Origin of the sequence: Streptomyces sp. NBC_01268 (assembly GCF_036240795.1) — a bacterium.
Lineage (GTDB): Bacteria > Actinomycetota > Actinomycetes > Streptomycetales > Streptomycetaceae > Streptomyces.
Genome location: NZ_CP108454.1, coordinates 3,382,932 through 3,409,645 on the forward strand (window position 1 = coordinate 3,382,932; position 26,714 = coordinate 3,409,645).

24 protein-coding genes and 1 tRNA gene are annotated in these 26,714 nt (G+C 71.3%); 13 read left to right on the forward strand and 12 right to left on the reverse strand.

Annotated features, from left to right (window positions below; all coding sequences use genetic code 11):
- Positions 1–77: 77 nt before the first annotated feature.
- Both OG309_RS14895 and OG309_RS14900 read left to right on the forward strand, forming a co-directional pair.
- Positions 78–590, forward strand: a complete 513-nt coding sequence (locus OG309_RS14895) for a YwqJ-related putative deaminase (protein WP_329421204.1) — start codon at positions 78–80, stop codon at positions 588–590.
- 61 nt (positions 591–651) lie between these two features.
- Positions 652–1,143 (forward strand): SUKH-3 domain-containing protein, encoded by a 492-nt coding sequence (locus tag OG309_RS14900; RefSeq protein WP_329421206.1) that lies wholly within the window; start codon positions 652–654, stop codon positions 1,141–1,143.
- 33 nt (positions 1,144–1,176) lie between these two features.
- On the opposite strand, the gene OG309_RS14905 is transcribed toward OG309_RS14900, so the two are convergent.
- On the reverse strand, positions 1,177–2,493 hold the full coding sequence (locus OG309_RS14905; protein ID WP_329421207.1) for a sensor histidine kinase: 1,317 nt from the start codon (positions 2,491–2,493) through the stop codon (positions 1,177–1,179).
- 153 nt (positions 2,494–2,646) lie between these two features.
- Here OG309_RS14905 and OG309_RS14910 point away from each other — a divergent pair, with 153 nt between their 5' ends.
- The 8 genes from OG309_RS14910 (at position 2,647) to OG309_RS14945 (ending at position 9,310) form a co-directional block, all read left to right on the forward strand.
- Complete coding sequence (locus OG309_RS14910) at positions 2,647–3,540, forward strand: hypothetical protein (protein WP_329421209.1); 894 nt, start codon at positions 2,647–2,649, stop codon at positions 3,538–3,540.
- Between the two features lie 3 nt (positions 3,541–3,543).
- Positions 3,544–3,615, forward strand: a tRNA-Gln gene (locus OG309_RS14915).
- A 164-nt stretch (positions 3,616–3,779) separates the two neighbouring features.
- The gene (gene glmU, locus OG309_RS14920) at positions 3,780–5,216 is read left to right on the forward strand and encodes a bifunctional UDP-N-acetylglucosamine diphosphorylase/glucosamine-1-phosphate N-acetyltransferase GlmU (RefSeq protein ID WP_329421210.1); all 1,437 of its coding nucleotides are present in this window, start codon (positions 3,780–3,782) and stop codon (positions 5,214–5,216) included.
- Between the two features lie 121 nt (positions 5,217–5,337).
- Positions 5,338–6,312, forward strand: a complete 975-nt coding sequence (locus OG309_RS14925) for a ribose-phosphate diphosphokinase (RefSeq protein WP_329421212.1) — start codon at positions 5,338–5,340, stop codon at positions 6,310–6,312.
- Positions 6,313–6,618: 306 nt separating this feature from the next.
- Positions 6,619–7,212: a 50S ribosomal protein L25/general stress protein Ctc gene (locus OG309_RS14930; RefSeq protein WP_329421214.1), complete on the forward strand. Its 594-nt coding sequence runs from the start codon at positions 6,619–6,621 to the stop codon at positions 7,210–7,212.
- 97 nt (positions 7,213–7,309) lie between these two features.
- Positions 7,310–7,906: an aminoacyl-tRNA hydrolase gene (gene pth / locus OG309_RS14935; protein ID WP_329428327.1), complete on the forward strand. Its 597-nt coding sequence runs from the start codon at positions 7,310–7,312 to the stop codon at positions 7,904–7,906.
- 40 nt (positions 7,907–7,946) lie between these two features.
- Positions 7,947–8,390: a hypothetical protein gene (locus OG309_RS14940; RefSeq protein ID WP_329421216.1), complete on the forward strand. Its 444-nt coding sequence runs from the start codon at positions 7,947–7,949 to the stop codon at positions 8,388–8,390.
- Positions 8,391–8,521: 131 nt separating this feature from the next.
- Positions 8,522–9,310, forward strand: a complete 789-nt coding sequence (locus OG309_RS14945) for an LPXTG cell wall anchor domain-containing protein (RefSeq protein WP_329421217.1) — start codon at positions 8,522–8,524, stop codon at positions 9,308–9,310.
- A 93-nt stretch (positions 9,311–9,403) separates the two neighbouring features.
- On the opposite strand, the gene ppc is transcribed toward OG309_RS14945, so the two are convergent.
- Positions 9,404–12,133 carry a phosphoenolpyruvate carboxylase gene (gene ppc, locus OG309_RS14950; protein WP_329421218.1) on the reverse strand — a complete coding sequence of 910 codons (2,730 nt, stop codon included), beginning with the start codon at positions 12,131–12,133 and terminating at the stop codon, positions 9,404–9,406.
- A 235-nt stretch (positions 12,134–12,368) separates the two neighbouring features.
- Between ppc and OG309_RS14955 the strand changes: the two genes are divergently transcribed.
- Both OG309_RS14955 and OG309_RS14960 read left to right on the forward strand, forming a co-directional pair.
- On the forward strand, positions 12,369–13,358 hold the full coding sequence (locus OG309_RS14955; RefSeq protein WP_329421220.1) for an acyl-CoA desaturase: 990 nt from the start codon (positions 12,369–12,371) through the stop codon (positions 13,356–13,358).
- Positions 13,355–14,035 (forward strand): TetR/AcrR family transcriptional regulator, encoded by a 681-nt coding sequence (locus tag OG309_RS14960; RefSeq protein WP_329421221.1) that lies wholly within the window; start codon positions 13,355–13,357, stop codon positions 14,033–14,035. The genes OG309_RS14955 and OG309_RS14960 overlap by 4 nt, the downstream gene beginning before the upstream one ends.
- Positions 14,036–14,106: 71 nt before the next feature.
- Here OG309_RS14960 and OG309_RS14965 read toward each other — a convergent pair whose 3' ends face one another.
- Both OG309_RS14965 and OG309_RS14970 read right to left on the reverse strand, forming a co-directional pair.
- Positions 14,107–14,475 carry a VOC family protein gene (locus OG309_RS14965; RefSeq protein ID WP_329421223.1) on the reverse strand — a complete coding sequence of 123 codons (369 nt, stop codon included), beginning with the start codon at positions 14,473–14,475 and terminating at the stop codon, positions 14,107–14,109.
- Positions 14,475–15,311 (reverse strand): trans-aconitate 2-methyltransferase, encoded by an 837-nt coding sequence (locus OG309_RS14970; protein ID WP_329421224.1) that lies wholly within the window; start codon positions 15,309–15,311, stop codon positions 14,475–14,477. Before OG309_RS14970 ends, OG309_RS14965 begins: the two co-directional genes overlap by 1 nt.
- 178 nt (positions 15,312–15,489) lie before the next feature.
- Between OG309_RS14970 and OG309_RS14975 the strand changes: the two genes are divergently transcribed.
- Positions 15,490–15,987, forward strand: a complete 498-nt coding sequence (locus OG309_RS14975) for a MarR family winged helix-turn-helix transcriptional regulator (RefSeq protein WP_329421226.1) — start codon at positions 15,490–15,492, stop codon at positions 15,985–15,987.
- On the opposite strand, the gene OG309_RS14980 is transcribed toward OG309_RS14975, so the two are convergent.
- From OG309_RS14980 to OG309_RS15015, 8 genes are all read right to left on the reverse strand, one after another.
- Positions 15,946–16,671 carry a response regulator transcription factor gene (locus tag OG309_RS14980; RefSeq protein ID WP_329421228.1) on the reverse strand — a complete coding sequence of 242 codons (726 nt, stop codon included), beginning with the start codon at positions 16,669–16,671 and terminating at the stop codon, positions 15,946–15,948. The two genes, OG309_RS14975 and OG309_RS14980, sit on opposite strands and share 42 nt — an antisense overlap.
- Positions 16,672–16,911: 240 nt before the next feature.
- On the reverse strand, positions 16,912–18,066 hold the full coding sequence (galK, locus tag OG309_RS14985) for a galactokinase (RefSeq protein ID WP_329421230.1): 1,155 nt from the start codon (positions 18,064–18,066) through the stop codon (positions 16,912–16,914).
- Positions 18,063–19,034: a UDP-glucose 4-epimerase GalE gene (gene galE, locus OG309_RS14990; protein ID WP_402545969.1), complete on the reverse strand. Its 972-nt coding sequence runs from the start codon at positions 19,032–19,034 to the stop codon at positions 18,063–18,065. Before galE ends, galK begins: the two co-directional genes overlap by 4 nt.
- An 8-nt stretch (positions 19,035–19,042) precedes the next feature.
- Positions 19,043–20,089: a galactose-1-phosphate uridylyltransferase gene (gene galT / locus OG309_RS14995; protein ID WP_329428329.1), complete on the reverse strand. Its 1,047-nt coding sequence runs from the start codon at positions 20,087–20,089 to the stop codon at positions 19,043–19,045.
- A 217-nt stretch (positions 20,090–20,306) separates the two neighbouring features.
- The gene (locus OG309_RS15000) at positions 20,307–20,981 is read right to left on the reverse strand and encodes a response regulator transcription factor (RefSeq protein WP_329421234.1); all 675 of its coding nucleotides are present in this window, start codon (positions 20,979–20,981) and stop codon (positions 20,307–20,309) included.
- 125 nt (positions 20,982–21,106) lie between these two features.
- On the reverse strand, positions 21,107–22,930 hold the full coding sequence (locus OG309_RS15005; protein WP_329421235.1) for an outer membrane protein assembly factor BamB family protein: 1,824 nt from the start codon (positions 22,928–22,930) through the stop codon (positions 21,107–21,109).
- 46 nt (positions 22,931–22,976) lie between these two features.
- Entirely contained in the window at positions 22,977–24,764 is a 1,788-nt protein-coding gene (locus tag OG309_RS15010) for an outer membrane protein assembly factor BamB family protein (RefSeq protein WP_329421236.1), read from the reverse strand.
- A gap of 133 nt (positions 24,765–24,897) precedes the next feature.
- The gene (locus OG309_RS15015; protein WP_329421237.1) at positions 24,898–26,703 is read right to left on the reverse strand and encodes an ABC-F family ATP-binding cassette domain-containing protein; all 1,806 of its coding nucleotides are present in this window, start codon (positions 26,701–26,703) and stop codon (positions 24,898–24,900) included.
- Between the last annotated feature and the right edge of the window lie 11 nt (positions 26,704–26,714).

Below are 26,714 nucleotides of genomic sequence, written 5' to 3' on the forward strand. Positions count from 1 at the left end.
CAGCTTCCACATCCGGCACCGCGTTTGGCAGGCTGTTCCAGCAACTCGGGGGATTGCGGGAGGGGAAGACCAGCACCATGCACGCAAGCACCACACCGGCACCATCGCCCACACAGGGTGACCCACGCCTCAGTTGGGGCAGCGACGCCGACAGCCAGCGCGCCCCTTTACTGCGTCACCGCCGCGACGGAATCCTGCCCGCCGTCGGCGCGGCCCTGTCCGTCCGCGGCGAGACCCTCACCTGCACCGCCGCCCGAGGCGACCAGGCACCCGCACTCCACCCGCTCGTCCAGGACTTCCTCGACACCCTCACGAGCGGCCAGCGCGAACGCTTCACCGGACGCTGCCCGGAAGCGATCCTGCTCTCCCGCGCCCTCACCGCCACCGAAGGCACCCGCTCCAAACGGGCCCAGCGCAAACCGCTCACCCAGAGCGAGGCACGCCGCTCCCTCAAGCACGCCAAACTCACCGCACGACGCATCCGCGAGGACGGCGACCCGCTGCACGGCAGCTACGCCACCCCCTGCCGCTCCTGTACGGCCATGCTCGCGCACTTCGGCGTCCGCGCCGTCGACCCGACCGACGGCTGAACCCGTCCGACCGGAACACGACACGGCCGCCCCCCACGCCCAGAACGGCAGAACCACACCCATGCCCGACCTGAACAGCACCCGATTCCCGGTCAACGTCGACGCCGCCCTGCGCGAGGCCGGCTGGCAGCCCGGCCGCTGGGACATCAAGCTGGCCGAAGAATGGGCCGACACCCTGCGCGCCCACATCACCCCCGCCGGACACCGGCACAGCGTCTTCCCCTCCGCGGTCGAAGCCTGGGCCGAGTTCGGCGGCCTGCACGTCACCGCCCCCGGGAACGGACGCCAGATAGCCCCCGCCGCCATCCGCTTCGACCCCCTCGCCGGCATCCACCTCGCCCGCACCCTCGGCGACCTGGGCCGCGCCCTCGACACCGAGCTGGCCCCGCTCGGCGAGGAGGGCGACCAGCGGGCGGTCCTCGCGATGGACGTCGAAGGACGCGTCTACAGCATCGACCACACCGGCGACTGGTACCTGGGCCGCGACATCGACGCGGCCCTGTCGACCCTCATCACAGGCACCCAGCCGACGCGCCTGGTGGCAGAAGGCTGAGCGAAACGACCGGCCGACAGGAAGCACCGCTCCCTAGACCACCGGAAGCACCGCACTCACCCGGAAGCCACCCGCGTCCGTCGGCCCCGACACGAACACCCCACCGAGACCCGACACGCGCTCCCGCATGCCCACCAGACCGTTCCCGCCGCTCGGCAGATGCGCGTCGGCGGCCGCCGCGTCCGACGGACCGTTCTCCACCTGCATCGCGACCTCGGCCTCACGGTGCGCGAGACGCACCACCACCTCGGCGCCCGCCGCGTGCTTGTGCACGTTGGTCAACGCCTCCTGCACCACCCGGTACGCGGTCTGCTCCACCTCCGCGCCGTACGCACGGGGCTCGCCCAGCACGACCAGTTCCACCACCGCACCGGCCTGCCGCGACTGCTCGACCAGCGCCTCCAAGGCGTCCAGACACGGACCGCCGTCCTCCGCCGCCGCCTCGGCGGCAGCGGCGGCCGCACGGCCGACCGCCGCCAGCGGCAGGGCCGGGGACGCCTTCGGGACCTCCTCCCGGAGCACCCCCAGCATCTGCCGCAGCTCCGTCAGCGCCTGCCGGCCCATGTCGCCCACCAGCGCCGCGTTCCGCACCGCCTTCTGCGGATCCTTCAACGCCACCGCCTGCAACGCCGCCGCGTGCACCACCATCAGCGACACCCGGTGGGCCACCACGTCGTGCATCTCGCGCGCGATCCGCGTCCGCTCCTCCTGCCGCGCCCACTGGGCACGCTGCTCGGCCCGGTCGGCGAGCAGCGACAGCTCCTGCTCCAGACTGTCGGCGCGCTCGCGGAGGGACTCCATGAGCCGGCGCCGGGCGCCTATGTAGAGGCCGAACAGCAACGGCGGGGCGTTGAGGCCCAGGGTCATGAAGAGGGAGACGACGGGGACGTACCAGCCGCTGGGGTCGAAGTCCTGCTGGTCGACGTCGGCGTGGGCGACGTCCTGGCGGAGCCGGACCATCGTCACGACGTACACGGCGACCGTGGACATGCCGGCGAGCGCGGCGGTGAACCGCCGGGGCACCTCGGAGGCGGCCAGCGAGTAGAGGCCGACGATGCCCATCAGGTAGCCCATCTCGGCGGGCGTGACGGCGATCGACACGAGCACGACGGTGATCGGCCACCGGCGCCGCACCAGCAGCACCGACCCGATCACCAGTCCGAACAGCACCCCGACGGGCACCGGCAACGAGGCCTTCTCCGCGAAGCCGATCCCTTCCAGCCCGCACTCCAGCGCGGACACGACGGCCAGCGCCACGTCCAGCACGACGCTCCGCCGTCTACCCCACCACCACCAGGTACGCGGGGCGCGCGCGCCCACAGCGTCCTGATCTGCCCCCGTTGTGGTCATGCCGTCCACCCTACGGGCGAGTGCCAGCGATTTTCCCGCCTCTGACGGCGCCCGGAGCGGCGGGCGTCAACATGTGCGCACACCAGTCGCTCGAACTGTTGAATCGACAGGGTTTTCGACGCGGTCGTCGGCGTGACGGACGAGGCTGGTCCCATGACGCGCACGACACCGGAGACCAGCCGGTACGCCGACTACGAACGCCTGCGCGAGCAGGCCGTCGCCTTGCGCCGCGAGGGCCTCAGCCTCCGCCAGATCCGCGACCGCCTGCAGGTCTACAACAACGACATGCTCCACCGCCTCGTCCAGGGCGAGCCTCCCCCGGAGTGGACGAAGCGCCCCAACGCCAAGGACGACCTCCGCGCCCGCGCCCGCGAGCTGCGGCTGGAGGGCAGGACGTACGACCAGATCCAGCTGGAGCTGGGCTGCTCGAAGAGCTCGATCTCCCTGTGGGTGCGGGACCTGCCGAAGCCGGCCCGCCGCGAGCCCTCCGAGCAGGCCAGGCTCGCCGGGCGCAAGCGCTGGGAGCACGAGCTCGCCGTACGCGACGCGGAACGCCGGAGCACCAAGCGGGCCGCGAGCCTGGAGATCGGCCCGCTGACGGAACGCGAACTCCTGCTCGCGGGAACGGCTCTCTACTGGGCGGAAGGCGCGAAGGACAAGACGTACGCGCGCCGGGAGAACGTCCAGTTCGTGAACAGCGACCCCGATGTCATCCGGGTCTACCTGGCCTGGCTGCGCCTTCTGAGGGTCGAGCCGGAACGGCTCGCCTTCCGCGTCATGATCCACGCGACGGCGGACACCGAGGGCGCGGAGCGCTATTGGGCCGATCTCGTCGGTGTCGACCCGGACAGCTTCCAGAGGACCACCATCAAGAAGCACAACCCGAAGACGATCCGGAAGAACACCGGCTCCGACTATCGCGGCTGCCTCGTCATCCGCGTCGCGCAGGGCGCCGAGCTTTACCGTCGCATCGAAGGCTGGTGGTGCGGCATAGTAGGTGCCGTCGATTCGACCGGCACCGCGCATTGTCCGATTTGGTCGACTTAGCTATCCCCTGTGGTGTAATCGGCAGCACTGGGACCTTTGGAGTCCTATGTCCGGGTTCGAGTCCTGGCAGGGGAGCTGATCGGACGAGGGTCCCGACCGCTCAGGTCGGGACCCTTACTCATACCCCGCCCAGTACCCCCCGGTATCCTTCGGAAGTCCACCACCCGAAGCCGAAGGGCATTCCCGTGAGCGCCAACCTCCCCCAAGTTCTCGGCTCCGCTCGAACAGGGGGGACCCCCATGGCCGCCGTGGTCGTCGTCCTCGCAGCGGGTGAGGGCACCCGCATGAAGTCGAAGACTCCCAAGGTCCTGCACGAGATCGCCGGGCGTTCGCTCGTCGGGCACGTCGTCTCCGCCGCTCGTGAGCTGGAGCCCGAGGACCTGGTCGTGGTCGTCGGGCACGCGCGGGAGCAGGTCAAGGGGCACCTGGACGAGCGGTACGCGGGGACGCGGACCGCGGTGCAGGAGGAGCAGAACGGGACCGGGCACGCGGTGCGGATGGCGCTCGGAGAGCTGGGGCAGACGCCCGAGGGGACCGTGGTCGTGGTCTGCGGCGACACCCCGCTGCTGTCCGGCGAGACGCTGCGGGCGCTCGCCGCGACCCACGCGGCCGACGGGAACGCCGTGACGGTGCTGACCGCCGAGGTCCCGGACGCGACCGGCTACGGGCGGATCGTGCGCGACGGGGCCACCGGTGCGGTGACCGCGATCGTCGAGCACAAGGACGCCTCCGACGCGCAGCGGGCGATCCGGGAGATCAACTCCGGGGTGTTCGCGTTCGACGGGGCGCTGCTCGCGGACGCGCTGGGCAAGGTGCGGACGGACAACAGTCAGGGCGAGGAGTACCTGACCGACGTGCTGTCCATCCTGCGCGAGGCCGGGCACCGGGTGGGTGCTTCGGTCGCCGTCGACCACCGGGAGATCCTGGGCATCAACAACCGGGTGCAGCTGGCGGAGGCCCGTACGCTGCTCAACCAGCGGCTGCTGGAGCGGGCGATGCTCGCCGGCGTGACCGTGGTGGACCCGGGTTCGACGTTCGTGGACGTCACGGTGACGTTCGAGCCGGACGCGGTGGTGCTGCCGAACACGCTGCTGCTGGGTGCGACGCACGTCGGCGAGGACGCGGTGGTGGGCCCGAACACGCGGCTCACGGACACGACGGTGGCGCGCGGGGCGCGGGTGGACAACACCGTCGCCGACTCCGCCGTGGTGGGCGAGGGTGCCTCCGTGGGGCCGTTCGCGTATCTGCGTCCGGGCACCAAGCTGGGTGCGAAGGCGAAGGCCGGCACGTATGTGGAGATGAAGAACGCCGTGGTGGGCGAGGGGACGAAGGTCCCCCATCTGTCGTACGTGGGTGACGCGACGATCGGCGAGTACACGAACATCGGCGCGGCGAGCGTCTTCGTGAACTACGACGGCGAGGCGAAGCACCACACGACGATCGGCTCCCACTGCCGTACGGGTTCGGACAACATGTTTGTGGCGCCCATCACGATCGGGGACGGGGCGTACACCGCTGCCGGGTCCGTGATCACGAAGGACGTGCCGCCGGGTTCGCTGGCCGTCGCCCGTGGCCAGCAGCGGAATATCGAGGGCTGGGTGGCCCGTAAGCGTCCGGGCAGCGCGGCCGCGCAGGCGGCCCATGCCGCCTCGGAGAACTCCGTCGGCGAAAGCTGACCGGAAACGAGTACGTCGAACTCGGCGTACCGTGATACGTGCACACAAATTCGGCTGGTTCGCACACGCGCACGGGAGCGCGGGGATCCGCGGCCAGAGAAACCGTCGAGGAGACAGTGCTGTGACCGGGATCAAGACGACCGGCGAGAAGAAGCTCATGCTCTTCTCCGGCCGCGCCCACCCCGAGCTGGCCGAGGAGGTCGCACACCAGCTGGGTGTCGGCATCGTGCCGACCAAGGCTTTCGACTTCGCCAACGGTGAGATCTACGTCCGCTTCCAGGAGTCGGCCCGTGGCGCGGACTGCTTCCTGATCCAGAGCCACACGGCTCCGATCAACAAGTGGATCATGGAGCAGCTGATCATGATCGATGCTCTGAAGCGGGCTTCGGCCCGGAGCATCACCGTGATCGTCCCGTCGTACGGCTACGCCCGTCAGGACAAGAAGCACCGCGGCCGTGAGCCGATCTCGGCCCGTCTGGTCGCCGATCTGCTGAAGACCGCGGGTGCGGACCGCATCCTCACGGTCGACCTGCACACGGACCAGATCCAGGGCTTCTTCGACGGTCCGGTGGACCACCTGTCGGCGCTGCCGGTCCTGGCGGACTACGTGGGCGCGAAGGTGGACCGTTCGAAGCTGACGATCGTGTCTCCGGACGCCGGTCGTGTGCGGGTGGCGGACCGCTGGTGCGACCGTCTGGACGCGCCGCTGGCGATCGTCCACAAGCGGCGTGACAAGGACGTCGCCAACCAGGTGACGGTCCACGAGGTCGTCGGTGACGTGAAGGGCCGCGTGTGCGTCCTGGTGGACGACATGGTCGACACCGCGGGCACGATCTGCGCGGCGGCGGACGCCCTGTTCGCGCACGGCGCGGAGGACGTCATCGTGACGGCGACGCACGGCATCCTGTCGGGCCCGGCCGCGGATCGTCTGAAGAACTCGAAGGTCAGCGAGTTCGTGTTCACGGACACGCTGCCCGACCCGAGCTCCCTGGAGCTCGACAAGATCACGGTGCTGTCGATCGCGCCGACGATCGCGCGCGCGGTGCGCGAGGTGTTCGAGGACGGTTCGGTGACGAGCCTCTTCGAGGAGCACTGAGTCTTCCTCTGAAGGGCCCGGTAGGGCCCTGAAGGGCCCTGAAGAGCGTTGACGGGCGTTGAAGAGCACTGATCGGCGCTGAGAGCAAGGGCCGCTTCCCCTGGGAGGCGGCCCTTGCTCGTGCCCTCGGAGGTGATCCATTTGGGTGCCCGGGGGGCTGCGGCTAGACTGTCGTGGTTGCTCGGCGAGGGAGGCCGGATCCTGTGGATCCCGGCGGTCCGTTATCGACGCGCTCTTCGTAGCAGGCCATCGCCAGTCGTGGCCGGGTGACAGTCACAGACGTCACCACCCATACGAGGAGTGCACATGTCCGAGGTCAAGCTCGCCGCTTCCGTCCGTACCGAGTTCGGCAAGGGCGCCGCCCGCGCGATCCGCCGTGCCAACGAGGTTCCCGCGGTCGTCTACGGCCACGGCTCGGAGCCGGCCCACATCACCCTTCCGTCCCACGAGCTGGCCCTGGCGCTGCGTACGCCGAACGTCCTGCTCTCCCTGGACATCGACGGCAAGAACGAGCTGGCGCTCCCGAAGGCCGTCCAGCGTGACGCCATCAAGGGCTTCCTCATCCACGTCGACCTGCTCCTCGTGAAGCGCGGCGAGAAGGTCACCGTCGAGATCCCGGTCCAGGCCGAGGGTGAGCTCGCCGCCGGTGGCAACCTGCTGGAGCACGTGCTCGGCACCCTCTCCGTCGAGGCCGAGGCCACCCACCTCCCCGAGGCCGTCACGGTCTCCGTGGAGGGCCTGGAGGCCGGTGCCTCCGTCCTCGCGAAGGACATCGCTCTCCCGAAGGGCGCCACCCTGGTGACCGACGCCGACGCCGTCGTCCTGCAGGTCCTGGCCGCGCAGGCCGAGGAGCCGGCCGCCGAGGGCGAGACCGAGGCCGCCGAGGGCGCCGAGGCCTGAGCCGTAGGCTCTGCTTGACGTGACGGGGTGACGGGCCGGGAACGGCCCGCCACCCCGTTTCTTTCTGTCTGTACGCATACGAGGAGACGTGACGCAGATGACGGACGACGCGAACGCCCCCTGGCTGATCGTCGGCCTCGGCAATCCGGGCCCGGAGTACGCGGGCAACCGGCACAACGTGGGCTTCATGGTGGCGGACCTGCTGGCCGAGCGCATCGGCGGCAAGTTCAAGCGGGCGCAGAAGGCGCAGGCGCAGGTGGTGGAGGGCCGGATGGGTCCGCCCGGGCCGGCCAACCGTCGGGTGGTGCTGGCGAAGCCGATGTCGTACATGAACCTGTCGGGCGGTCCGGTGACGGCGCTGCGTGACTTCTACAAGGTGCCGACGGCGCACGTCGTGGCGGTCCACGACGAGTTGGACATCGACTACGGGGTGCTGCGGCTGAAGATCGGCGGCGGCGACAACGGGCACAACGGTCTGAAGTCGATGACGAAGTCGATGGGGGCGGAGTACCACCGGCTGCGTTTCGGCATCGGCCGGCCGCCGGGGCGGATGCAGGTCGCGGACTTCGTCCTGAAGGACTTCTCGTCGACGGAGCGCAAGGAGCTGGACTACTTCGTGGACCGGGCGGCGGACGCGGTGGAGTGTCTGGTGGCGGAGGGTCTGGAGCGGGCGCAGTCGGCGTACAACACGTAGGGCGCCGCGGTGCGCGCGTACGACTGTACGATCGCGGGTCATGACGCTCGCCCGTAACGCCGCCATGGCCCTCGTCGTCCTGCTCCTGCTCGTCGCGGGTGCCTGGTCGTCCTGGGGGACGGCCCAGCACGTGCTGCTCGCGAAGGGGCGTGAGCACGGCACGTTGACGGTGACCGGCTGCACCGAGGAGACGTGTAGTGGGCGTTACGTGCCGGACGACCCGGCCTCGCGGCTGCGGGCGGTGACGATCGTGCACTCGGTGGCGGCGGAGAAGGGTGACACCCTGCCGGTGGTGGTGAAGCCGGGTACGCAGGAGGCCGTTCGCGCGGGCTGGGGCGGGGGGCTGCACGCGTGGCTGCCGCTGGGCGGGGCGCTGCTGTTGGCGGCGCCGCTGATCGGTGGCGGTATGCGGCTGCCGAGGACGGCGTGGTCGGTGGCGGGGGTGGGGGCGGCGGTGTTGTTGGGTGCATTCTTCGCGCTCTGACGGTTTTCGGACAGCATGGCGCGATCCCATCGAATCGTTATCGTCCTCTGGGTTAAGGGTCACTTAAGGCGACGGATAGGCTGCCCGAGCCATCCCCCACGGCATCCCTCATCCCAAATGGACGACTGCACATGCGACGATCCCTGATATCCGCCGGCGCGCTTGTCGTGGCCGCCGCCGGCTCTCTCGTACTGGCTCCGGCCGCCACCGCCTCGGGCGGTGACACCACTCACCCGACCCTCCGCCAGGAGCTCCCCCTCACGGCGGACCAGTTCGGCAACCAGGAGAAGGACTGCAAGGGCATTCCTTCCACCCAGGACGGCTGGCACTTCGTCCTCCCCGGCAACAAGGGCGACTTCGTCAAGCTGACGGTCACCTTCGAGCCCGGCGGCACGCAGACGATCACCGACTTCAGCGCCTTCGGCAACCCCGAGGGCAAGCACGCGTACGTCGCCTCGGCGATCGACGCCAAGCTGGTCTCGGCCGAGGCCACCATCTCGGGCAGCGTCCCGCAGAACAAGTTCAACCTGTCGCACACGTGCCCGGGCACCCCGGCCACCACCCCCACGCCGACCGGCACGCCTTCGGGCACCCCGTCCGGCACCCCCTCCGAGACCCCGAGCGGCACGCCGTCCGGCACCCCCTCGGAGACCCCGTCCGGCACCCCGTCCGGCACGCCGTCCGAGACCCCGAGCGGCACGACCTCCGGCACCCCGAGCGAGTCGGTCTCCCCGACCGCCTCCTCCTCGGAGAGCTCCACCGCCGGCCAGCCCACCCCGGGCGCGTCCGAGTCGGCGGGTGGCGGTCTCGCCCAGACCGGCTCCAGCGCCCCGATCGGCGTCCTCGCCGCCGTGGCCGCCGTCCTCGCGGGCGCCGGTGCCTTCCTGGTGAGCCGTCGCCGCAAGGCCCAGCAGCACTAAGGCCCTGCGGTACCGGCGTCACACGCCGTCATGACCGTGCCCCCGCGGGGAGATCCCGCGGGGGCACGGTCGTATCCGGATCCGGAAGGACCGTCAGCCGGTGTTGCGCAGGCCCGCCGCCACGCCGTTCACCGTGAGCAGGAGCGCGCGGGAGAGCAGCGGGTCCGGGTCCTCGCCGCGCTCGGCGGCGGCCCGCTGACGGGCGAGCAGGGCGACCTGGAGGTAGGAGATCGGGTCCAGGTAGGCGTCGCGGATGGCGAAGGTCTGCTGGAGCGCCGGGTGGGAGTCGAGCAGCTGCTCGCCGCCGGTCACCTTGAGGACTTCCTGGACGGTGAGCGCGTGCTCGGCCTCGATGGTGTCGAAGACGTGCTTGAGGTCGTCCGGGACGAGGGTGTCGACGTAGTGGCGGGCGATCCGCAGGTCCGTCTTGGCCAGCGTCATCTCGACGTTGGAGACGAAGTTGCGGAAGAAGTGCCAGTGTTCGTGCATCTCGCCGAGGACGGCGTCCAGACCTGCCTCGCGCAGCGCCTTCAGACCGGAGCCGACACCGAACCAGCCGGGGACGATCTGGCGGGACTGCGTCCAGCCGAACACCCACGGGATGGCCCGCAGTCCGTCCAGGCCCGCGCCGGAGTCCGGGCGGCGCGAGGGGCGGGAGCCGAGGTGCAGGTCGGCGAGCTGGTCGACCGGGGTGGCCGCGAAGAAGTACGCGGGCAGGTCCGGGTCCTCGACCAGGCGGCGGTACGCCGTGTGGGCGGCCTCCGAGACGGTGTCCATGGCCGCGTCCCAGCGGGCCAGCGCCTCGTCGGACTGGCGGGGTGCCGTGTGCAGGGCGGAGGCCTGGAGCGTGGCGGCGACCGTGAGCTCCAGGTTCTCCCTGGCCAGCGACGGGATCAGGTACTTGTCGGAGATGACCTCGCCCTGCTCGGTCACCTTGATCTCGCCCTCCAGGGTTCCCCAGGGCTGGGCGAGGATCGCGTCGTGCGAGGGGCCGCCGCCGCGGCCGACGGTGCCGCCGCGGCCGTGGAAGAGGCGCAGGCGCACGCCGTAGCGGTGGGCGACGTCGCGCAGTCGGCGCTGGGCGCGGTGGATCTCCCACTGCGAGGTGGTGATGCCGCCGAACTTGGAGGAGTCCGAGTAGCCGAGCATGACCTCCTGGACGTCGCCGCGCAGCGAGACGAGGCGCCGGTAGGAGGGGTCGGCCAGCATGTCGTTGAGGATGACGTCGGCGGCCTTGAGCTCGTCGGTGGTCTCCAGGAGCGGCACGATGCCGATCTCGGCCCAGCCGGCGTGCAGGTCGATCAGGCCGGCCTCGCGGGCGAGGACGGTGGCGGCGAAGACGTCGTCGGCGCCCTGGCACATCGAGATGATGTAGGACTCGATGACCTCCGGGCCGAAGCGCTCGAAGGCCTCCTTGACGGTGTGGAAGACGCCGAGGGTCTTCTGCCCGGCCGCGTCGAGCGGGGCGGGCGTGGGCGCCAGCGGGCGGCGCGACCTGAGCTCCTTGGCGAGCAGCTTCTGCCGGTAGTCGCGCGGCATGTCGGCGTACCGCCAGGACTCCTCGCCGAGCCGGTCGAAGAGCTGCCCGAGGGCGTGGTGGTGGGCGTCCGCGTGCTCGCGCACGTCCATGGTGGCGAGCTGGAGGCCGAACGCGGACAGGGTGCGGATGGTGCGGTCCATCCGGCCGTCGGCGAACAGGCCGCCGCGGTGCTCGCGCAGCGAGCTCTGGATCAGGGTGAGGTCGCGCAGCAGTTCGGCGGTGCCGAGGTAGTCGCGGCCCTCGACGTGCGGGGTGCCGGTGGCCAGGCGCTCGCGGGTGTTGACCAGCTTCTGGCGGATGCAGGTCGCCTTGAGCCGGTAGGGCTCCTCGGCGTTGAGGCGCTTGTAGCGGGGGCTGATCTCCGGGAGGCGCTCCAGGTCGGCCTGGAGCGAGTCCAGGAGCTCCTGGGTGGCGCCGGCGTAGCGGATGGAGTTGGAGAGCAGTCCGCGCAGGTAGTCGACGAGTTCGAGGGCGTCGGTGATGCCGTGCTCGTGCTGGAGGATCAGCACGTCCCACGTGACCTGCGGGGTCACGTTGGGGTTGCCGTCCCGGTCGCCGCCGATCCAGGTGCCGAAGGTGAGCGGGCGGGTGCCGGAGGGCAGTTCGAAGCCGACCCGCTCCAGCTCGGCGGCGAGGTCCTCCAGGACGTCGCCGACGGCGTTGGCGTGCAGCTCGTCGAGGTAGTAGATGGCGTTGCGGGCCTCGTCGGCGGGCTCGGGCCGGACCACTCGCAGCTCGTCGGTCTGCCAGATGAGGTCGATGTTCTCGGCGAGCCGGAGGTCGTGGCGGCGCCGGTCGGCCTCGATGACCGGGGTCTCCAGGAGCACGGCGATGCGCCGCAGCTTGTTGAGGACCGAGCGGCGGGCGGCCTCGGTGGGGTGGGCGGTGAACACCGGCCGTACGTTGAGGTTCTTGATCGTCTCGCGTACGTGGGCGGCGTCGCCGTCCTTGAGCATGTCGGCCGTACGGGCGAGCAGCCCGCCCTCGGCGGCACGCCGCTCGCGCATCTCGCGGCCGCGGTGCACCTGCTCGGTGACGTTGGCCAGGTGGAAGTAGGTGGAGAAGGCGCGCACCAGGCGGGCGGCGGTCTCCAGCTCGACGCCGCGCAGCAGCTCGGCGGCGGCCTCGCCGTCCTCGCGGGTGAGGCGGCGGACCTTCTCGACGAGGTCCAGGAGATCCGGGCCCTCCTGGCGGACGAGCGTCTCGCCCAGCAGGTCGCCCAGTCGGCGGATGTCGGAGCGCAGCTCGGCGCTGGCTGTGGAGGTCTGGTCGGCACTGCTCACAGGTGCGGCTCCTTGCAGTGTTTGAGCACGTCTGGAGGGGTACTGGAGGCTTGCGGACCGCGCTGTCCGACGCACCCAGGATAGGTGTCCGGTTCGGCGGCACGGGCAACGCCCCGGCTTAGGCGCTCTTGCCGGGCGCCGCCGCGCTGCCATACTTACGTCGCCGTAGGTTACGGGACCGTAGCCTCGGCTTCCTTTCGTACGCGCCCTCACCCTCACCCCCCAGGGGACACCCATGACCATCAGCCCCGAGGTGACCTCGGAAACCGCCACCGAGGTGCGCGGGACCGCCCCGGACCTGCCCACCGCCACGCTGGGCGGCGACAGCAAGCGTTCGATCGAGCAGATCACGCTGCTGCTGTTCATCACGGTGCCGTTCCTGGCCCTGGTCGCGGCGGTGCCGCTGGCCTGGGGCTGGGGGGTGAGCTGGCTCGATCTCGGGCTCATGACGGCGATGTACTACATCGGCTGCCACGGCATCACGATCGGCTTCCACCGCTACTTCACGCACGGTTCGTTCAAGGCGAAGCGCCCGCTGCGGATCGCGCTGGCGATCATGGGCTCGCTGGCGGTCGAGGGGCCGCTGGTGCGCTGGGTGGCGGACCACCGCAAGCACCACAAGTTCTCGGACGCGGAGGGCGACCCGCACTCGCCGTGGCGGTTCGGGGAGACGCTGCCGGCCCTGATGAAGGGGCTGTGGTGGGCGCACATCGGCTGGATGTTCGACGAGGAGCAGACGCCGCAGTACAAGTACGCGCCCGATCTGATCAAGGACCCGGCGATCCGCCGGATCTCCCGCCAGTTCGTGCTGTGGACCGTGGTGTCCCTGGCGATCCCGCCGGTCGTCGGCGGTCTGGTGACGATGTCGTGGTGGGGTGCGTTCACGGCGTTCTTCTGGGGCTCCCTGGTCCGGGTGGCGCTGCTGCACCACGTCACCTGGTCGATCAACTCGATCTGCCACGCGGTGGGCAAGCGCCCCTTCAAGTCGCGTGACCGCTCGGGCAACGTGTGGTGGCTCGCGGTGCTGTCCTGCGGCGAGTCCTGGCACAACCTGCACCACGCGGACCCGACCTCGGCCCGGCACGGTGTCCTCCGGGGCCAGGTCGACTCCAGCGCGCGGCTGATCCGCTGGTTCGAGCAGCTCGGCTGGGCGTCCGACGTGCGCTGGCCGGCCGCGTCCCGCATCGAAGCCCGGCGCCAGAGCGCGCCCGCCGACGCGGCATGATGGAAGACGTGGCGATCGACGGCAGTACAGGCGGTACGAGTGAACCGAAGCCCCGGCGTGGCCGCCGGGTGAGGATGACGGGCGCGGAGCGCCGGGAGCAGCTCCTCGACATCGGTCGCACGCTGTTCGCGGAGAAGGGCTTCGAGGGCACGTCGGTGGAGGAGATCGCGGCGAAGGCCGGGGTGTCCAAGCCGGTGGTGTACGAGCACTTCGGAGGCAAGGAGGGCCTGTACGCGGTGGTGGTGGACCGGGAGATGCGCCAGCTCCTGGACATGGTGACGGGTGCGCTGACCGCGGGTCATCCGCGCGAGCTCCTCGAACAGGCCGCGTTCGCCCTTCTGGACTACATCGAGCGGTACACGGACGGCTTCCGGATCCTGGTGCGGGACTCGCCGGTGGCGCAGTCGACGGGCACCTTCGCCTCGCTGATCAGCGACATCGCCACGCAGGTGGAGGACATCCTGGGCCTGGAGTTCAAGGCCCGCGGCTTCGATCCGAAGCTGGCCCCGCTGTACGCGCAGGCCCTGGTGGGCAGCGTGGCGCTGACCGGGCAGTGGTGGCTGGACGTGCGCAAGCCGAAGAAGGCGGAGGTCGCGGCGCACCTGGTGAACCTGGCCTGGCACGGCCTGGACGGCCTGGAGCAGAAGCCCCGGTTGATAGGGCACCGCAAGAACTGACGGCTCGGGCCGAGGGGCCGGAGGCCGGGGACGGGGGCGTCGCACGCGCGTGCGGCGCCCCCGTCCCCGTATCAGTCGACGGGCTCCAGGAACTCCAGCCGGTTGCCGACCGGGTCCTCGGTGTGGAACCGGCGGTGGCCCGGCAGGTTGTCGTCCCAGACGAGGGTGACCCCGTGTTTCTCCAGGCGGGCCGCGTAGTCGAGGATCCCGGCCACCCGCAGTCCCGGGTGCGCCTTGCGGGCGGGGCGGAAGTCGGCCTCCACCCCGAGGTGGAGCTGGACGGCGCCGCCGGCTGCGGCGAACCAGCAGCCGCCGCGGGCGGCGAGGACCGGTGGCTTGGGGACCTCGGTCATGCCGAGGACGTCTCCGTAGAAGGTCCGCAGGAGGTCCTCGCTGCCGGCCGGAGCGGCGAGCTGGACGTGATCGACGGCGACTAACATCAGACGGCCTTCCTTGCCAGGGCGAAGATCCTGCGGAACGGGAACGCGGTGCCGTAGGGGCCCGGCGGGTAGGCCTCGCGGAGCCGTTCGCGGTACTGGGAGAGGAAGGCCTCGGTGGCGGCGCGGTCGTCCCGGAGGGCGGTGAGCACGGGGCGCAGGGCGGTGCCCTTCACCCAGTCGAGGACCGGGTCCTCGCCGGTGAGCAGCTGGTAGTACGTGGTCTCCCAGACGTCCGTCTCGCAGCCGAGGTCGGCGAGCCGCTGGAGGTAGTCGGCCGGTTCGAGGATGTGGACGAAGCGTCGCCCCTGGTCGCCGATCCGCTCGCGCCACTCGGGCGTCTCGCAGAGCTCGCCGAGGAGGGCGTGGCTGGGCGCGTTGAAGTTGCCGGGGACCTGGAAGGCGAAGGTGCCGCCGGGGCGCAGGCCCGCGATCCAGGGGGCGAAGGACTCGGGGTGGTTCGGCACCCACTGCAGGGCGGCGTTGGAGACGATCAGGTCGTACGGCTCCTCCGGTGTCCAGTGGGCCGCGTCGGCCACTCGGAAGTCGATCCAGCCGCCGCCCGCGGTGGTGCCCGCCCAGTCCTTCTCGGCCCGCTCCAGCATCTCGGGCGAGAGGTCGAGGCCGGTGATGTGCGCGTCGGGCCAGCGGTCGGCGAGGAGGACGGTGACGTTGCCGGGGCCGCAGCCGAGGTCGGCGATCCGGGCGGGCCTGCCCTCGGCGTTGGGCAGGCGCGGTATTCGTGCGAGCAGATCGATGAACGGGCGGGTGCGGTGTCCCGCGTGACGCAGGTACTGCTGTGGGTCCCATGTTGGTGCGGCGGATTCCACGGAATGCATGTTCGAAGCCCCCTTGCTGGAACGAGATGCCGAAGCGGAACGGAGTTCCGGCCCGGTCCCTTCCCCATAGTCAAGGAGACTATATCTCTACGTCAAGATTCTTGTTATCGAGATACTTGAAATGGAGAGACTTAATACCAAGAGACTTTATGTCAACAGACCCTCTACACTGATCGTCATGGAGGACGAGGTCGACCGGCTGGTCGCTGCATGGCGCCGAGAGCGCCCGGACCTCGACGTGGAACCGCTCGAGGTGCTCAGCCGTGTCTCACGCCTGGCCCGGCACCTCGACCGCGCCCGTCGACTCGCCTTCTCCGAGCACCAGCTGGAGCCCTGGGAGTTCGACGTCCTGACCTCCCTCCGCCGGGCCGGCGCGCCCTACCAGCTCTCCCCCGGGCAGCTGCTCACCCAGACGCTGGTCACCTCGGGCACCATGACCAACCGCATCGACCGGCTCACCAAGAAGGGCCTGGTCGAGCGCCTGCCCGACCCCAGCGACCGGCGCGGCGTCCTGGTCCGCCTCACCCCCGAGGGCCGCGACCGCGCCGACCAGGCGCTCGCCGGGCTGCTCGCCCAGGAGCGGGCCATCCTGGCCCGCCTCTCGCGCACCGAGCGCGGCGAACTGGCCGCCCTGCTACGCCAGCTGACCGCCCCGTTCGACAACGTCCCCGGCTAGCTCCCCGGCCGGGTCCTCGGCCGGACCCACTCCCGCCCGGCGGGCCAGTGCCACCGCGGCGAGCGTCGAGTGCACGCCCAGCTTGCCCAGCACGTTCTGCATGTGGGTCCGGACCGTGTGCGGCGACAGGAACAGGCGCTCCGCGACCGCCTTGCGGCCGAGACCGGCCACCATGCAGCGCAGCACCTCCCGCTCGCGCGGGGTCAGCGACTCCACCAGGCGCTCGCCCTCCGTACGGTGCTTGCGAGCCTCCGTCAGCTCCCGCAGCACTCCCGTGAGCAGCGCCGGCGGCAGATGCGTCTCGTCCCGCAGCACCCCGCGCACCACGGCGAGCAGCCGCTGCAGCGAACAGTCCTTGGCCACCCACCCCCAGGCGCCGGCCTGCAGCGCGAGCGCCGCCCGCTGGGCGTCGTCCTTCTCCGCGAGGACCACGCTGCGCAGCCCGGGCCGCCCCTCGCGGACCCCCGCGACCAGCGCGATCCCGTCGCCGCCGCCCAGGTCGGCGTCGACCAGCATCACGTCGAAGCGGCGCCCCTCCCCCGCGCCGCGGTCCAGGCAGCGCAGCGCGGCCGGGCCGCTGCCCGCGGCGACGACGTCGACGTCGGGCTCCGCCGCGAGGGCGGCTGCGAGCGACTCGGCGAAGATGCGGTGGTCGTCCACCACCAGAACCCGGATACGGGCCACGGACACCCCCAAGTGTCGAGGAACGGCCCGGCGCGGGCACGACGCCGGGGGCGGGTCCGCCGATCGCACGGCCGCCGCCGTGCCAAGACAGTTACCCCACCCCGGGCGCCGTACCCGGCGGGTCTCGATACCCCTGATCAGCGCCGGCCCCCACCGGCGCTGCGCACCAGGGTAAGGGTGCGGCGCGCCGGTGGAGGCCGATTCGCGGAACTGTGCGTACCTGTGGGGGAGTCGGGGCCGTCAGCCCACCCGTCGGGCGCCCGCGGAGGGGACCGCCGGGAAGACGCCCGGGGCGGCGAACCCCGCCTCGGCGAAGGCCTTCCCGACCGCGGCGGCGACCTCGTCCGCCGTGTCCGTCGCCACCAGGACGACCGCCGAGCCGCCGAAGCCGCCGCCGGTCATCCGGGCACCGAGGGCGCCCGCCGCGTTCGCCGCCTCGACGGCGAGGTCCAGTTCGGCGCAGGAGACCCGCAGGTCGTCGCGGAGCGAGGCGTGCCCCTCGGTGAGCAGGGCGCCCACCGCGTGGGGGTCGCCGGCGTCGAGGAGGGCGATCACCCGCTCGACCCGGTCGTCGTCGGTGACGACGTGCCGCACATAGCGGCGAACCGTTTCATCGCTCAAACGCGCGAGGGAATCGGACAGTTGCGCGGCGGGCACGTCACGCAGCGCGCGCACGCCCAGCGCCCGCGCACCCGCTTCGCACCCGGCGCGCCGCTCCGCGTACGCGCCGTCCCCGAGGGCGTGCTTCACCCGGGTGTCGACGACCAGCAGGCACAGCCCCCGGGCGGCGAGGTCGAACGGCACCTGCCGGTACGAGAGGTCCCGGGTGTCCAGGTACAGGGCGTGGCCCTCGGTGGCGCACGCGGAGGCCATCTGGTCCATCACCCCGCACGGGACGCCGACGAAGGCGTTCTCCGCCCGCTGGGCGAGCACCGCGAGCTCGGGGCGGGAGAGCCCGAGCCCGAACAGGTCGTTCAGGGCGAGGGCGGTGACGACCTCCAGGGCGGCGGAGGAGGAGAGCCCGGCGCCGGTCGGCACCGTCGACGCGAGGTGGACGTCCGCGCCGGTCACCGGGTGCCCGGCCTCCCGCAGCGCCCACACCACCCCGGCGGGATACGCGGCCCAGCCGTACTCGGAGACCCCGGACAGCGGCTCCAGGGCGGCGACGTCGAGCTGCACCACTCCGCCCCCGACGTCGCCGGAGTGCAGCCGCAGCACGCCGTCGTCCCGGCGGGAGACGGCCGCCACGGCCGTGTGCGGCAGAGCCAGCGGGAGTACGAACCCCTCGTTGAAGTCGGTGTACTCGCCGATCAGGTTGACCCGCCCGGGAGCGGCCCAGACCCCGTCGGGAGCCGCTCCGTACAGCGCGCCGAACTCCGCCGCGACCGTGCTCATGCCTGTCCCTGCTCCTTCTTCCGGGTGAACGCCCACGCGTCCTCGACGATGGCCGCCAGATCCGGGCGGGACGGGTTCCAGCCGAGGCGCTCGCGCGCCGTGTCGGCCGAGGCGACGAGCACGGCCGGGTCCCCGGCGCGGCGCTCGGCCATGACCTCGGGCACCGGGTGGCCGGTGACCTTGCGGACGGTCTCGACGACCTCCCGCACGGAGAAGCCGTTGCCGTTGCCGAGGTTGCAGATCAGGTGCTCGCCCGCGGTCATCGCGTCCAGGGCGAGCAGGTGCGCCTCGGCGAGGTCGGCGACGTGGATGTAGTCGCGTACGCAGGTGCCGTCGGGCGTCGGGTAGTCGTCGCCGTAGACGTTGATCGCCGCGCGCTGCCCGAGGGCGACCTGGAGGACCAGCGGGATGAGGTGCGACTCGGGGTCGTGCCGCTCGCCGCACTCCTTGTAGGCGCCGGCCACGTTGAAGTAGCGCAGCGAGACGGCGGCGAGGCCGTGTGCGGCGCACTCGCCGGTGATCATGTGGTCGACGGCCAGCTTGGTCGCGCCGTACGGGTTGGTCGGCGCGGTCGGCGCGGCCTCGGTGATCGGCACCGTCTCGGGCTCGCCGTAGGTGGCGGCGGTCGAGGAGAACACCAGGCGGCGCACGCCGGCCCCGCGCATGGCGGCGATCAGCGCCATGGTGCCGCCGACGTTGTTGTCCCAGTACTTCTCGGGCTTGGCGACGGACTCGCCGACCTGGGAGAAGGCGGCGAAGTGCAGCACGCCGTCGTAACTGGAGTCGAGCCACCGGGCGGCGTCCTGGATCCGCCCCTCGATGAACTCCGCCCCGGCGGGGACGCCCTCCCGGAAGCCGGTGGAGAGGTCGTCGAGGACGGTGACCTCGTGCCCCGCCTCAAGGAGGTGGGCGGCAACGGTGCTGCCCACGTAGCCGGCTCCACCGGTCACCAGGTATTTCGACGTCACTGCCTTGCTCAACTGCTTGCCACCTCTCGGAGTCTGTCGGCCGCGGACTCCGGCGACACGTCGTTCATGAACGCGCCCATGCCGGACTCGGTGCCCGCGAGGTACTTCAGCTTGCCAGAGGCCCGGCGGACGGTGAAAAGCTCCAGGTGCAGCGCGAACTCCTCGCGGCCGGCGCCGGTGACCGGCGCCTGGTGCCAGGCGGCGATGTAGGGCGTCGGCGGCTCGTCCGTACCGAAGATCCGGTCGAAGCGCCGCAGGAGTTCCAGATAGAGCCGGGGGAACTCCGTGCGGGCGTCCTCGTCGAGCTCCGTGAGGTCGCCGACCCGCCGGTTCGGGTAGAGGTGCACCTCGTACGGCCAGCGGGCGGCGTACGGCACGAAGGCGGTCCAGTGCTCCCCGGCGAGCACGACCCGCTCGCCGGCCCGCTCCCGCTCCAGGACGTCCTCGAAGAGGTTGCGCCCGGTGGCGGCCCGGTGCGCGACGGCGTTGCGCAGCATGGTGGCCGTGCGGGGCGCGGTGTAGGAGAGCGCGTAGACCTGCCCGTGCGGGTGGGCCAGGGTGACGCCGATCTCGGCGCCCCGGTTCTCGAAGCAGTAGACCTGCCGGACGCCGGGGCGGGCGGAGAGCTCGGCGGTGCGGTCGGTCCAGGCGGCGAGGACGACTCCGGCCCGCTCCTCGGTGAGGTCGGCGAAGGAGGCCCGGTGGTCGGAGGTGAAGCAGACGACCTCGCAGCGGCCGTTGGCGCCGGAGAGCGAGGGGAAACGGTTCTCGAAGACCGCCACCTCGTACCCGGCGGCCGGGATCTCGCTCTGCCAGTCCTCGGTGGAGGGGCAGAGCGGGCAGGTGTCGGCGGGCGGGTGGTAGATCCGGCCCTGCCGGTGCGAGGCGATGGCCACGTCCTCGCCGAGGACCGGGTCGTGGCGGACCTCGGAGGCGGAGACGACGGGGGCGAGCGGCCGGCGGTCGACGGCGTCGCGTGCGGCGGCGGGCGCGTCGCCGGAGTCGAAGTAGAGGAGCTCCCGCCCGTCGGCGAGACGGGTGACGGTCTTCCGCACGGCGGGCTTCTTCAGGGCGGTCTTCTTCACGGCGGGCGGCCTCCACAGCCTCCATCAAACAGAACCACCCATAAAAAACCACAATCAAACATCGAAGGTCAACACTCAGCCCTATCCGGCCACCCGTACGGGGGAACGGAAGGGCGGGGCCTCAGGGGCGCAGGGACGTCAGGGCCACAGCGGTGTCAGGGCCTCAGGAGCCTCAGGGGCGTACGGACTACGCCCGCTGCACCGGCACCCGGTCCAGCAGCCCCGTGCGCGCCGCCAGTGCCGCCGCCTCGAGACGCGAACCCACACCCAGCTTCATCAGCACCCGCTGCACATGGGTCCGCGCCGTGCTCGGGGCGATCGCCATCCCCGCCGCGATGACCTGGGTGTCCTCCCCCTCCGCCACCCGGACCAGCACCTCCGCCTCGCGCGGGGTGAGCAGCCGCAGCAGCCGCTGCCCCTCGTCGTCCGGCTGGGCCGCCGGGTTGAGCAGCTCCGCGAAGGCACCCTGGAGCAGCTGCGGCGCGATCGCCGCCTCCCCCGCGCGGGCCTTCGTCAGCGCCCGCTCGACGCCCTCGATCCGCTCGTCGTGCCGGACGTAGCCCGAGGCCCCGGCCGCGAAGGCCGCCGCGATGCCGCGCGGCGAGGGCACCGGCCCGAGCACCACCACGGCCACCTGCGGGCGCTCCCGCTTGATCCGTACGACCGGGTCGAAGGCACCCGGTTCGGCCGGCGCCGAGGTGCCCAGCAGACAGACCTCCGGCGCACGGCTCACCACCAGCTCCGCCGCGCCCGCCACCGGCGCCGCCGACGCCAGCACCCGGTGCCCGCGCAGCTTCAGCGCCGAGGCCAGCGCCTCCGCGTGCAGGCGGTGGTCATCGACCACCACGAGCCGAACGCCCATCGATGTGGCCCCCATCTCTCCCCGATCCCCCCGGACTGTCGAATTCTTCGCCAGACAGGCCCCTATGCAAACAGCCCGGCGCACCGATGTGAATCGGTGCGCCGGGCCGGGTCCGTGACGGAACGTCAGTGAGTGCTGTACCCCACCACCAGGTACTCCTTGGTGGAGGAGGCCGAGCGCGGCTTGTCGATCATGACCTCGGACAGGAAGAGCCGCCCGTCCGCGTAGTCGATCTCCGCGTAGTCCGAGGAGAAGGACCGCTCGGGGCTGTTGATGCCCTTCTCCACCGGGTTCTCCAGCAGCGTGGTCTCCTTCATGGAGCCCCCGTCGATGGAGACGATCTTCCCGCCCTTGTCGTAGGGGGGCAGCTTGTACGCGACGATGTTGCCGCCGTCCATGCGCAGCGGCACCAGCGTGTAGCGGTCGCCCGCGTCCGCCTTCTCGGGCACCGGCTTGCCGCTGGCCAGGTCGAACGCGACGATCTCGTTGGTCTCGTCGCCGTACTCCCCGGTGCTGCCCTCGTGCTCCTCGGTGGGCAGGTAGAGCCGCCCGTTGCCGACCACGACCTTGCTGCAGTTCTCCACCTCGGTGGAGCGGCAGCGGGCCGCGTAGCGCTCGGAGTCCGCGGTGATCTTCGCCTTCAGCTTGCCGGTCTTCTCGTCGATGGAGAAGAAGTCCGAGATGCCGGAGCCGTCGGTCGCGGTGTCGCCGACGTCGGCGGCCACCACCAGCGGCTTGGTCGAGACGACCGAGGCGTAGTCGACGCCCGCGGGCATCTTGAACTGCGAGATCGGGGCGCCCGTGGTCGGGTTGAGGTTCTGGATCAGCACGTACTGGCTGCCGTACTGACCGCACTTGCGGGCCGCGACCAGGCCCTCGCCGCCGCCGTACCCCATGTCGTAGCAGTTCTGGGAGTTGGCCTGCGGCTTCCAGCGCGGGTTGCCGTTGGCGACGTCGAAGGCCGCGCCGCCGTCGGTGCCGCCGGCCGCGACGGTCGCGCCGCTGAGCGTGACCTCGCTGAACTTGGCCTTGCTGTCACCCGCGGAGCCGCCGGTGACGGAGGTCGACCAGACCAGCTTGCCGGCGTTGAGGTCGACCAGGCCGACCTCGGTGCACGGCTGGTAGTTCTTCGGGGGCAGCCGCTTGGTCGCCTCGAACAGGATCGGCGTCTTCCCGTCCGCGGTGACGTGCGAGGAGGCGCCGCAGACCTGGCCGGTCAGCGGCAGCGTCCACAGCACGGTGCCCTTGTCGAGGTCGTACGCGACGACCGAGTTGACCCCGGTCTTCACGTACGCCTTGTCGGTGATCCAGGAGCCGGCGACGTCGGTGACGTCCTCGACCTTGGGCTGCGGCAGCTGGACGGTCATCTTCGCCGAGGTGTTCGACGGGGCCTTCTCCTTGCCGCCCCCGCCGGTGCTACCGCCGGAACCGGCGTCCGCGCCGCCGTTGGCGGTGGAGCCGGACGTGCCCTTGGCGTCCTTGCCCTCGTCACCGCCGCCGGAGCTCGCGTACCAGACGCCGCCGCCGATGATCAGCACGACGGCCACGGCCGCCGCGATGAGGATCTGCATCTGCGTCGTCAGCTTCTTGCCTCCGCCGGGACCCGGCGGGGGCGTCTGCTGGTACTGGGGGTACTGCGGCTGGGTCGGGTAGCCGTACGGCGGCTGCTGCGGCTGGCCCGGCTGCTGCTGCGGATACCCGTACGGGGCCTGCTGCGGCGGGGTCGGCGGCTGCTGCGGCGGGTAGCCGTAGGGCGGCTGCGCGGGCGGCGGCGTCGGCTGCCCCGGCTGCTGCGGGTAGCCGTACGGGGCCTGCTGCGGCGGGGGCGTCGGCGCGCCGAAGCCGCCCGGCGGCGGGTCCTGCGGTGCGCCGAACCCGCCCGGCGGGGGATCCTGCGGCGCGCCGAAGCCGCCCGGGGGCTGGTTCGGCGGTGGCGGTGGCTGCGTCATGGCGTGGGTACCTCGGAGTGGGGAAGGGGACGGGACGGGCGGGACGTCACTTGCCGTACGCCATCATCGTCTTGGTCTCCTTCTCCTCCTTGTCGTTGGAGGCGGAGACCCGGCCCGCGGCGATCACGAAGGTGCCGTTCCCGTAGGCGTAGCCGGCGCTGTAGAAGGAGCTCTCGACCGTCGAGACCGCCGCCTGGTGCTGGAGCAGCACCTTCGGCGCGCCGCCCGTCGGGGCGACGGTCGCGACCGCGCCGCCCGCGTCGTAGCGGGGCTCGATGTAGAGCAGCACGTCGGAGCCCTCCATGCGGAGCGGCTTCATCTGCTGCTCGCCGGGCGCCTTGGAACGCCACTTGGGCTTGCCGGTGTTCAGGTCGAAGGCGATGACCTCGTTCGGCGTGCCGTACGCGGTCTCCGTGGACATGTAGAAGGTGTTCGCGTCGGCGGCCACCCCGGTGCAGCCCTGCAGGTTCTTGCCGAAGACGACGAAGGAGCCGCCGCAGCGGGGGGCGAACTTGTCCTTGCCGCCCTGGATCTGCGAGCGCTCGGTGCCGTTGGCCTTGAGCGAGAAGATCGCCCACTTCTTCTGCTCGCGCTGGGTGGCGGAGATGACCAGCGGGTCGACCGAGTAGACCCGGTCCACCTCCCAGTCGACCTCCAGCTTGAAGGTCCACTTGGGCTTGCCCGTGTTCGGGTCGACCTCGCTGACCGCCTGCGACTGCTTGTTCACGTCGCCGGAGGGGCACTTGGAGGCGGCGATCAGCTTGCTGCCGCCCGCGTACGCGAAGGGCTTGCAGCCGCTGGTCGGCGAGGAGAACAGCTGCCGGCCGTCGGCCAGCGAGAAGCCGTACGCGGAGCTGGAGCCGGCCGCGGTCACCGTGTTGCCGCTGATGGTGAGGGTGTTGTCGGAGAAGGCGAAGAGGCCGGTGGCCTTCGGGACGGCCTTCTTCCAGCCCGCCTTGCCGGTCTTGAGGTCGACCTGCTGCATCTGCGTGCACTTGGCGCGGTCGCCCGCGCTGTCGTTGTACGCGAAGACCATGACGCCGTCGGCGGAGGGCTCCGGCGGGGCGGCGCACAGCTCGAAGGGCACGTCGAGGTGCCACTTGGCGGAGCCGTCGGACAGGCTGTAGCCGTCGATGCCCTTGTACATGGCCTTGACGACGGTGTCGCCGACGATCCACGGGCCGTAGACGTCGGCGCCGTTGCGCGGCAGGTCGACGTTGTTCTTGAGCAGCCAGTTGATCTTGGCCTCGCCGTCCTTGCGGCCGGCGTTCAGGCTCTCGTCGCCGTTCTCGCCGTCGCCGCTGCCGTCACCCTCGTCGACGGAGTCCGTCGGCTTCGGGGTGGTGGTGGCGGAGTTGGTCGGCTGGGCGATCGGCTCCTTCTCGTCGTCACCGCTGAGCGCGAACCAGCTGACGCCGCCGATGACGAGCAGCGCGGCGGCGGCCGCGGCGACGATGACGCCGGGCTTGCCCTTGAACGGGTTCTTGCCGCCGCCCGGGGGCGGGGCCTGCTGCATCGGCGCGGTCGGGTAACCGCCGTACGGGTTGGGCTGCTGACCGTACGGACCGGGCTGCTGGCCGTAGGGTCCGGGCTGCTGGGCGTACGGACCCGGCTGCTGCGGATAGCCGTACGGTCCCGGCTGCCCGGGCGGCGGCGTCTGCGGGGCCTGCGGGGCCTGCTGCGGGTACCCGTACGGGCCCGGCGGCGGCGTCTGCGGGGCCGGGGCCTGCGGCGGGACCGGCGGTGCCTGCGGAGGCATCGGCGGGACCGGCGGGACGTTCGGGTCCGGAGCGCCGAAGCCCCCCGGCGGCTGGTTGCTGGGCGGCTGGGTCATCAGCGCTTCCCCCTTTTGTGAGCGGGTTTTCTTTCTACCACTCACCGGATGGCGCAAAAGTGACCGGTCCGCCCCTTGTTCCCAAGGGAGGACCGGCCCGTGATGACGTCGTTACTCGTCCTCTACGACATCTCTACGCGTCTTCGGCCAGTTCCAGCCAGCGCATTTCCAGTTCCTCGCGCTCACCTGCGAGTTCACGGAGCTCGGCGTCCAGCTTCGCGACCTTCTCGAAGTCCGTGGCGTTGTCCGCGATCTGGGCGTGCAGCTTGGCCTCCTTGTCGGAGAGCTTGTCGAGCTGCCGCTCGACCTTCTGCAGCTCCTTCTTCGCGGCGCGCGCGTCCGCCGCCGACACGCCCTGCTTCGGCGCGGCGGAAGGAGCGGGGGTGGCCGGGACGGCGGCCTCGATCATCCTCCGGCGGCGCTCCAGGTACTCGTCGATGCCGCGCGGCAGCATCCGCAGCGCCCGGTCGCCCAGCAGCGCGAAGGTGCGGTCGGTGGTGCGCTCCAGGAAGAACCGGTCGTGGGAGATGACCACCATCGAGCCCGGCCAGCCGTCGAGGAGGTCCTCCAGCTGCGTCAGGGTCTCGATGTCCAGGTCGTTGGTCGGCTCGTCGAGGAAGAGCACGTTGGGCTCGTCCATGAGCAGCCGCAGCAGCTGGAGCCGGCGCCGCTCGCCACCGGACAGGTCGCCGACCGGCGTCCACTGCTTGTCCTTGCCGAAGCCGAACTGCTCGCAGAGCTGCCCGGCGGTCATCTCCCGGCCCTTGCCGAGGTCGACCCGGTCGCGGATCTGCTGCACGGCCTCCAGGACGCGCAGCGAGCCGGGGAGTTCGGTGACGTCCTGGGAGAGGTAGGCGAGCCGCACGGTCTTGCCGACCGTGATCCGCCCGGCCGGCGGCTGCGCCTCGCCGTCGGTGCGGGAGGCCTCGGCGAGGGCGCGCAGCAGCGAGGTCTTGCCGGCGCCGTTGACGCCGACCAGGCCGATGCGGTCGCCGGGGCCGAGCTGCCAGGTGAGGTGCTGGAGGAGCGTCTTGGGACCGGCGGTGACGGTCACGTCCTCCAGGTCGAAGACGGTCTTGCCGAGCCGGGCGTTGGCGAACTTCATCAGCTCGGAGGAGTCGCGCGGCTCCGGCACGTCCGCGATGAGCGCGTTGGCCGCCTCGATCCGGAAGCGCGGCTTGGAGGTACGGGCCGGGGCGCCGCGGCGCAGCCAGGCGAGCTCCTTGCGGACCAGGTTCTGCCGCTTGACCTCCTCCGTGGCGGCGATCCGCTCGCGCTCGGCGCGGGCGAAGACGTAGTCGGAGTAGCCGCCCTCGTACTCGTAGACGGCGCCGCGCTGCACGTCCCACATGCGGGTGCAGACCTGGTCGAGGAACCAGCGGTCGTGGGTCACGCAGACGAGCGCGGAGCGCCGCTCGCGCAGATGCCCGGCGAGCCAGGCGATGCCCTCGACGTCGAGGTGGTTGGTGGGCTCGTCGAGGACGAGCAGGTCCTGGTCCTCGATGAGCAGCTTGGCGAGCGCGATGCGCCGCCGCTCGCCACCGGACAGCGGCCCGATCACGGTGTCGAGCCCGTTCTCGAAGCCGGGCAGGTCGAGCCCGCCGAACAGGCCGGTGAGCACGTCCCGGATCTTGGCGCTGCCGGCCCACTCGTGGTCGGCCATGACGCCGATGACCTCGTGCCGGATGGTCGCCTTCGGGTCGAGCGAGTCGTGCTGGGTGAGCACCCCGAGCCGCAGGCCGCCGCTGTGCGTGACGCGACCGGTGTCGGCCTCCTCCAGCTTCGCGAGCATCCGGATCAGGGTGGTCTTCCCGTCACCGTTCCGCCCCACGACGCCGATCCGGTCCCCTTCGGAGACGCCGAGCGAGACCCCGTCGAGCAGCGCACGTGTGCCGTACACCTTGCTGACGGACTCGACATTGACCAGGTTGACGGCCATTTCACTCCTGT

What these genes read in the sequence shown, in the direction of transcription:
- OG309_RS14895 (WP_329421204.1), top strand. Translation starts at nt 78, where the DNA reads ATGCACGCAAGCACCACACCGGCACCATCGCCCACACAGGGTGACCCA.
- OG309_RS14900 (WP_329421206.1), top strand. Translation starts at nt 652, where the DNA reads ATGCCCGACCTGAACAGCACCCGATTCCCGGTCAACGTCGACGCCGCC.
- OG309_RS14905 (WP_329421207.1), bottom strand. Translation starts at nt 2,493, where the DNA reads ATGACCACAACGGGGGCAGATCAGGACGCTGTGGGCGCGCGCGCCCCG.
- OG309_RS14910 (WP_329421209.1), top strand. Translation starts at nt 2,647, where the DNA reads ATGACGCGCACGACACCGGAGACCAGCCGGTACGCCGACTACGAACGC.
- glmU (WP_329421210.1), top strand. Translation starts at nt 3,780, where the DNA reads ATGGCCGCCGTGGTCGTCGTCCTCGCAGCGGGTGAGGGCACCCGCATG.
- OG309_RS14930 (WP_329421214.1), top strand. Translation starts at nt 6,619, where the DNA reads ATGTCCGAGGTCAAGCTCGCCGCTTCCGTCCGTACCGAGTTCGGCAAG.
- pth (WP_329428327.1), top strand. Translation starts at nt 7,310, where the DNA reads ATGACGGACGACGCGAACGCCCCCTGGCTGATCGTCGGCCTCGGCAAT.
- OG309_RS14940 (WP_329421216.1), top strand. Translation starts at nt 7,947, where the DNA reads ATGACGCTCGCCCGTAACGCCGCCATGGCCCTCGTCGTCCTGCTCCTG.
- OG309_RS14945 (WP_329421217.1), top strand. Translation starts at nt 8,522, where the DNA reads ATGCGACGATCCCTGATATCCGCCGGCGCGCTTGTCGTGGCCGCCGCC.
- OG309_RS14955 (WP_329421220.1), top strand. Translation starts at nt 12,369, where the DNA reads ATGACCATCAGCCCCGAGGTGACCTCGGAAACCGCCACCGAGGTGCGC.
- OG309_RS14960 (WP_329421221.1), top strand. Translation starts at nt 13,355, where the DNA reads ATGATGGAAGACGTGGCGATCGACGGCAGTACAGGCGGTACGAGTGAA.
- OG309_RS14965 (WP_329421223.1), bottom strand. Translation starts at nt 14,475, where the DNA reads ATGTTAGTCGCCGTCGATCACGTCCAGCTCGCCGCTCCGGCCGGCAGC.
- OG309_RS14970 (WP_329421224.1), bottom strand. Translation starts at nt 15,311, where the DNA reads ATGCATTCCGTGGAATCCGCCGCACCAACATGGGACCCACAGCAGTAC.
- OG309_RS14975 (WP_329421226.1), top strand. Translation starts at nt 15,490, where the DNA reads ATGGAGGACGAGGTCGACCGGCTGGTCGCTGCATGGCGCCGAGAGCGC.
- galK (WP_329421230.1), bottom strand. Translation starts at nt 18,066, where the DNA reads ATGAGCACGGTCGCGGCGGAGTTCGGCGCGCTGTACGGAGCGGCTCCC.
- OG309_RS15000 (WP_329421234.1), bottom strand. Translation starts at nt 20,981, where the DNA reads ATGGGCGTTCGGCTCGTGGTGGTCGATGACCACCGCCTGCACGCGGAG.
- OG309_RS15005 (WP_329421235.1), bottom strand. Translation starts at nt 22,930, where the DNA reads ATGACGCAGCCACCGCCACCGCCGAACCAGCCCCCGGGCGGCTTCGGC.
- OG309_RS15010 (WP_329421236.1), bottom strand. Translation starts at nt 24,764, where the DNA reads ATGACCCAGCCGCCCAGCAACCAGCCGCCGGGGGGCTTCGGCGCTCCG.
- OG309_RS15015 (WP_329421237.1), bottom strand. Translation starts at nt 26,703, where the DNA reads ATGGCCGTCAACCTGGTCAATGTCGAGTCCGTCAGCAAGGTGTACGGC.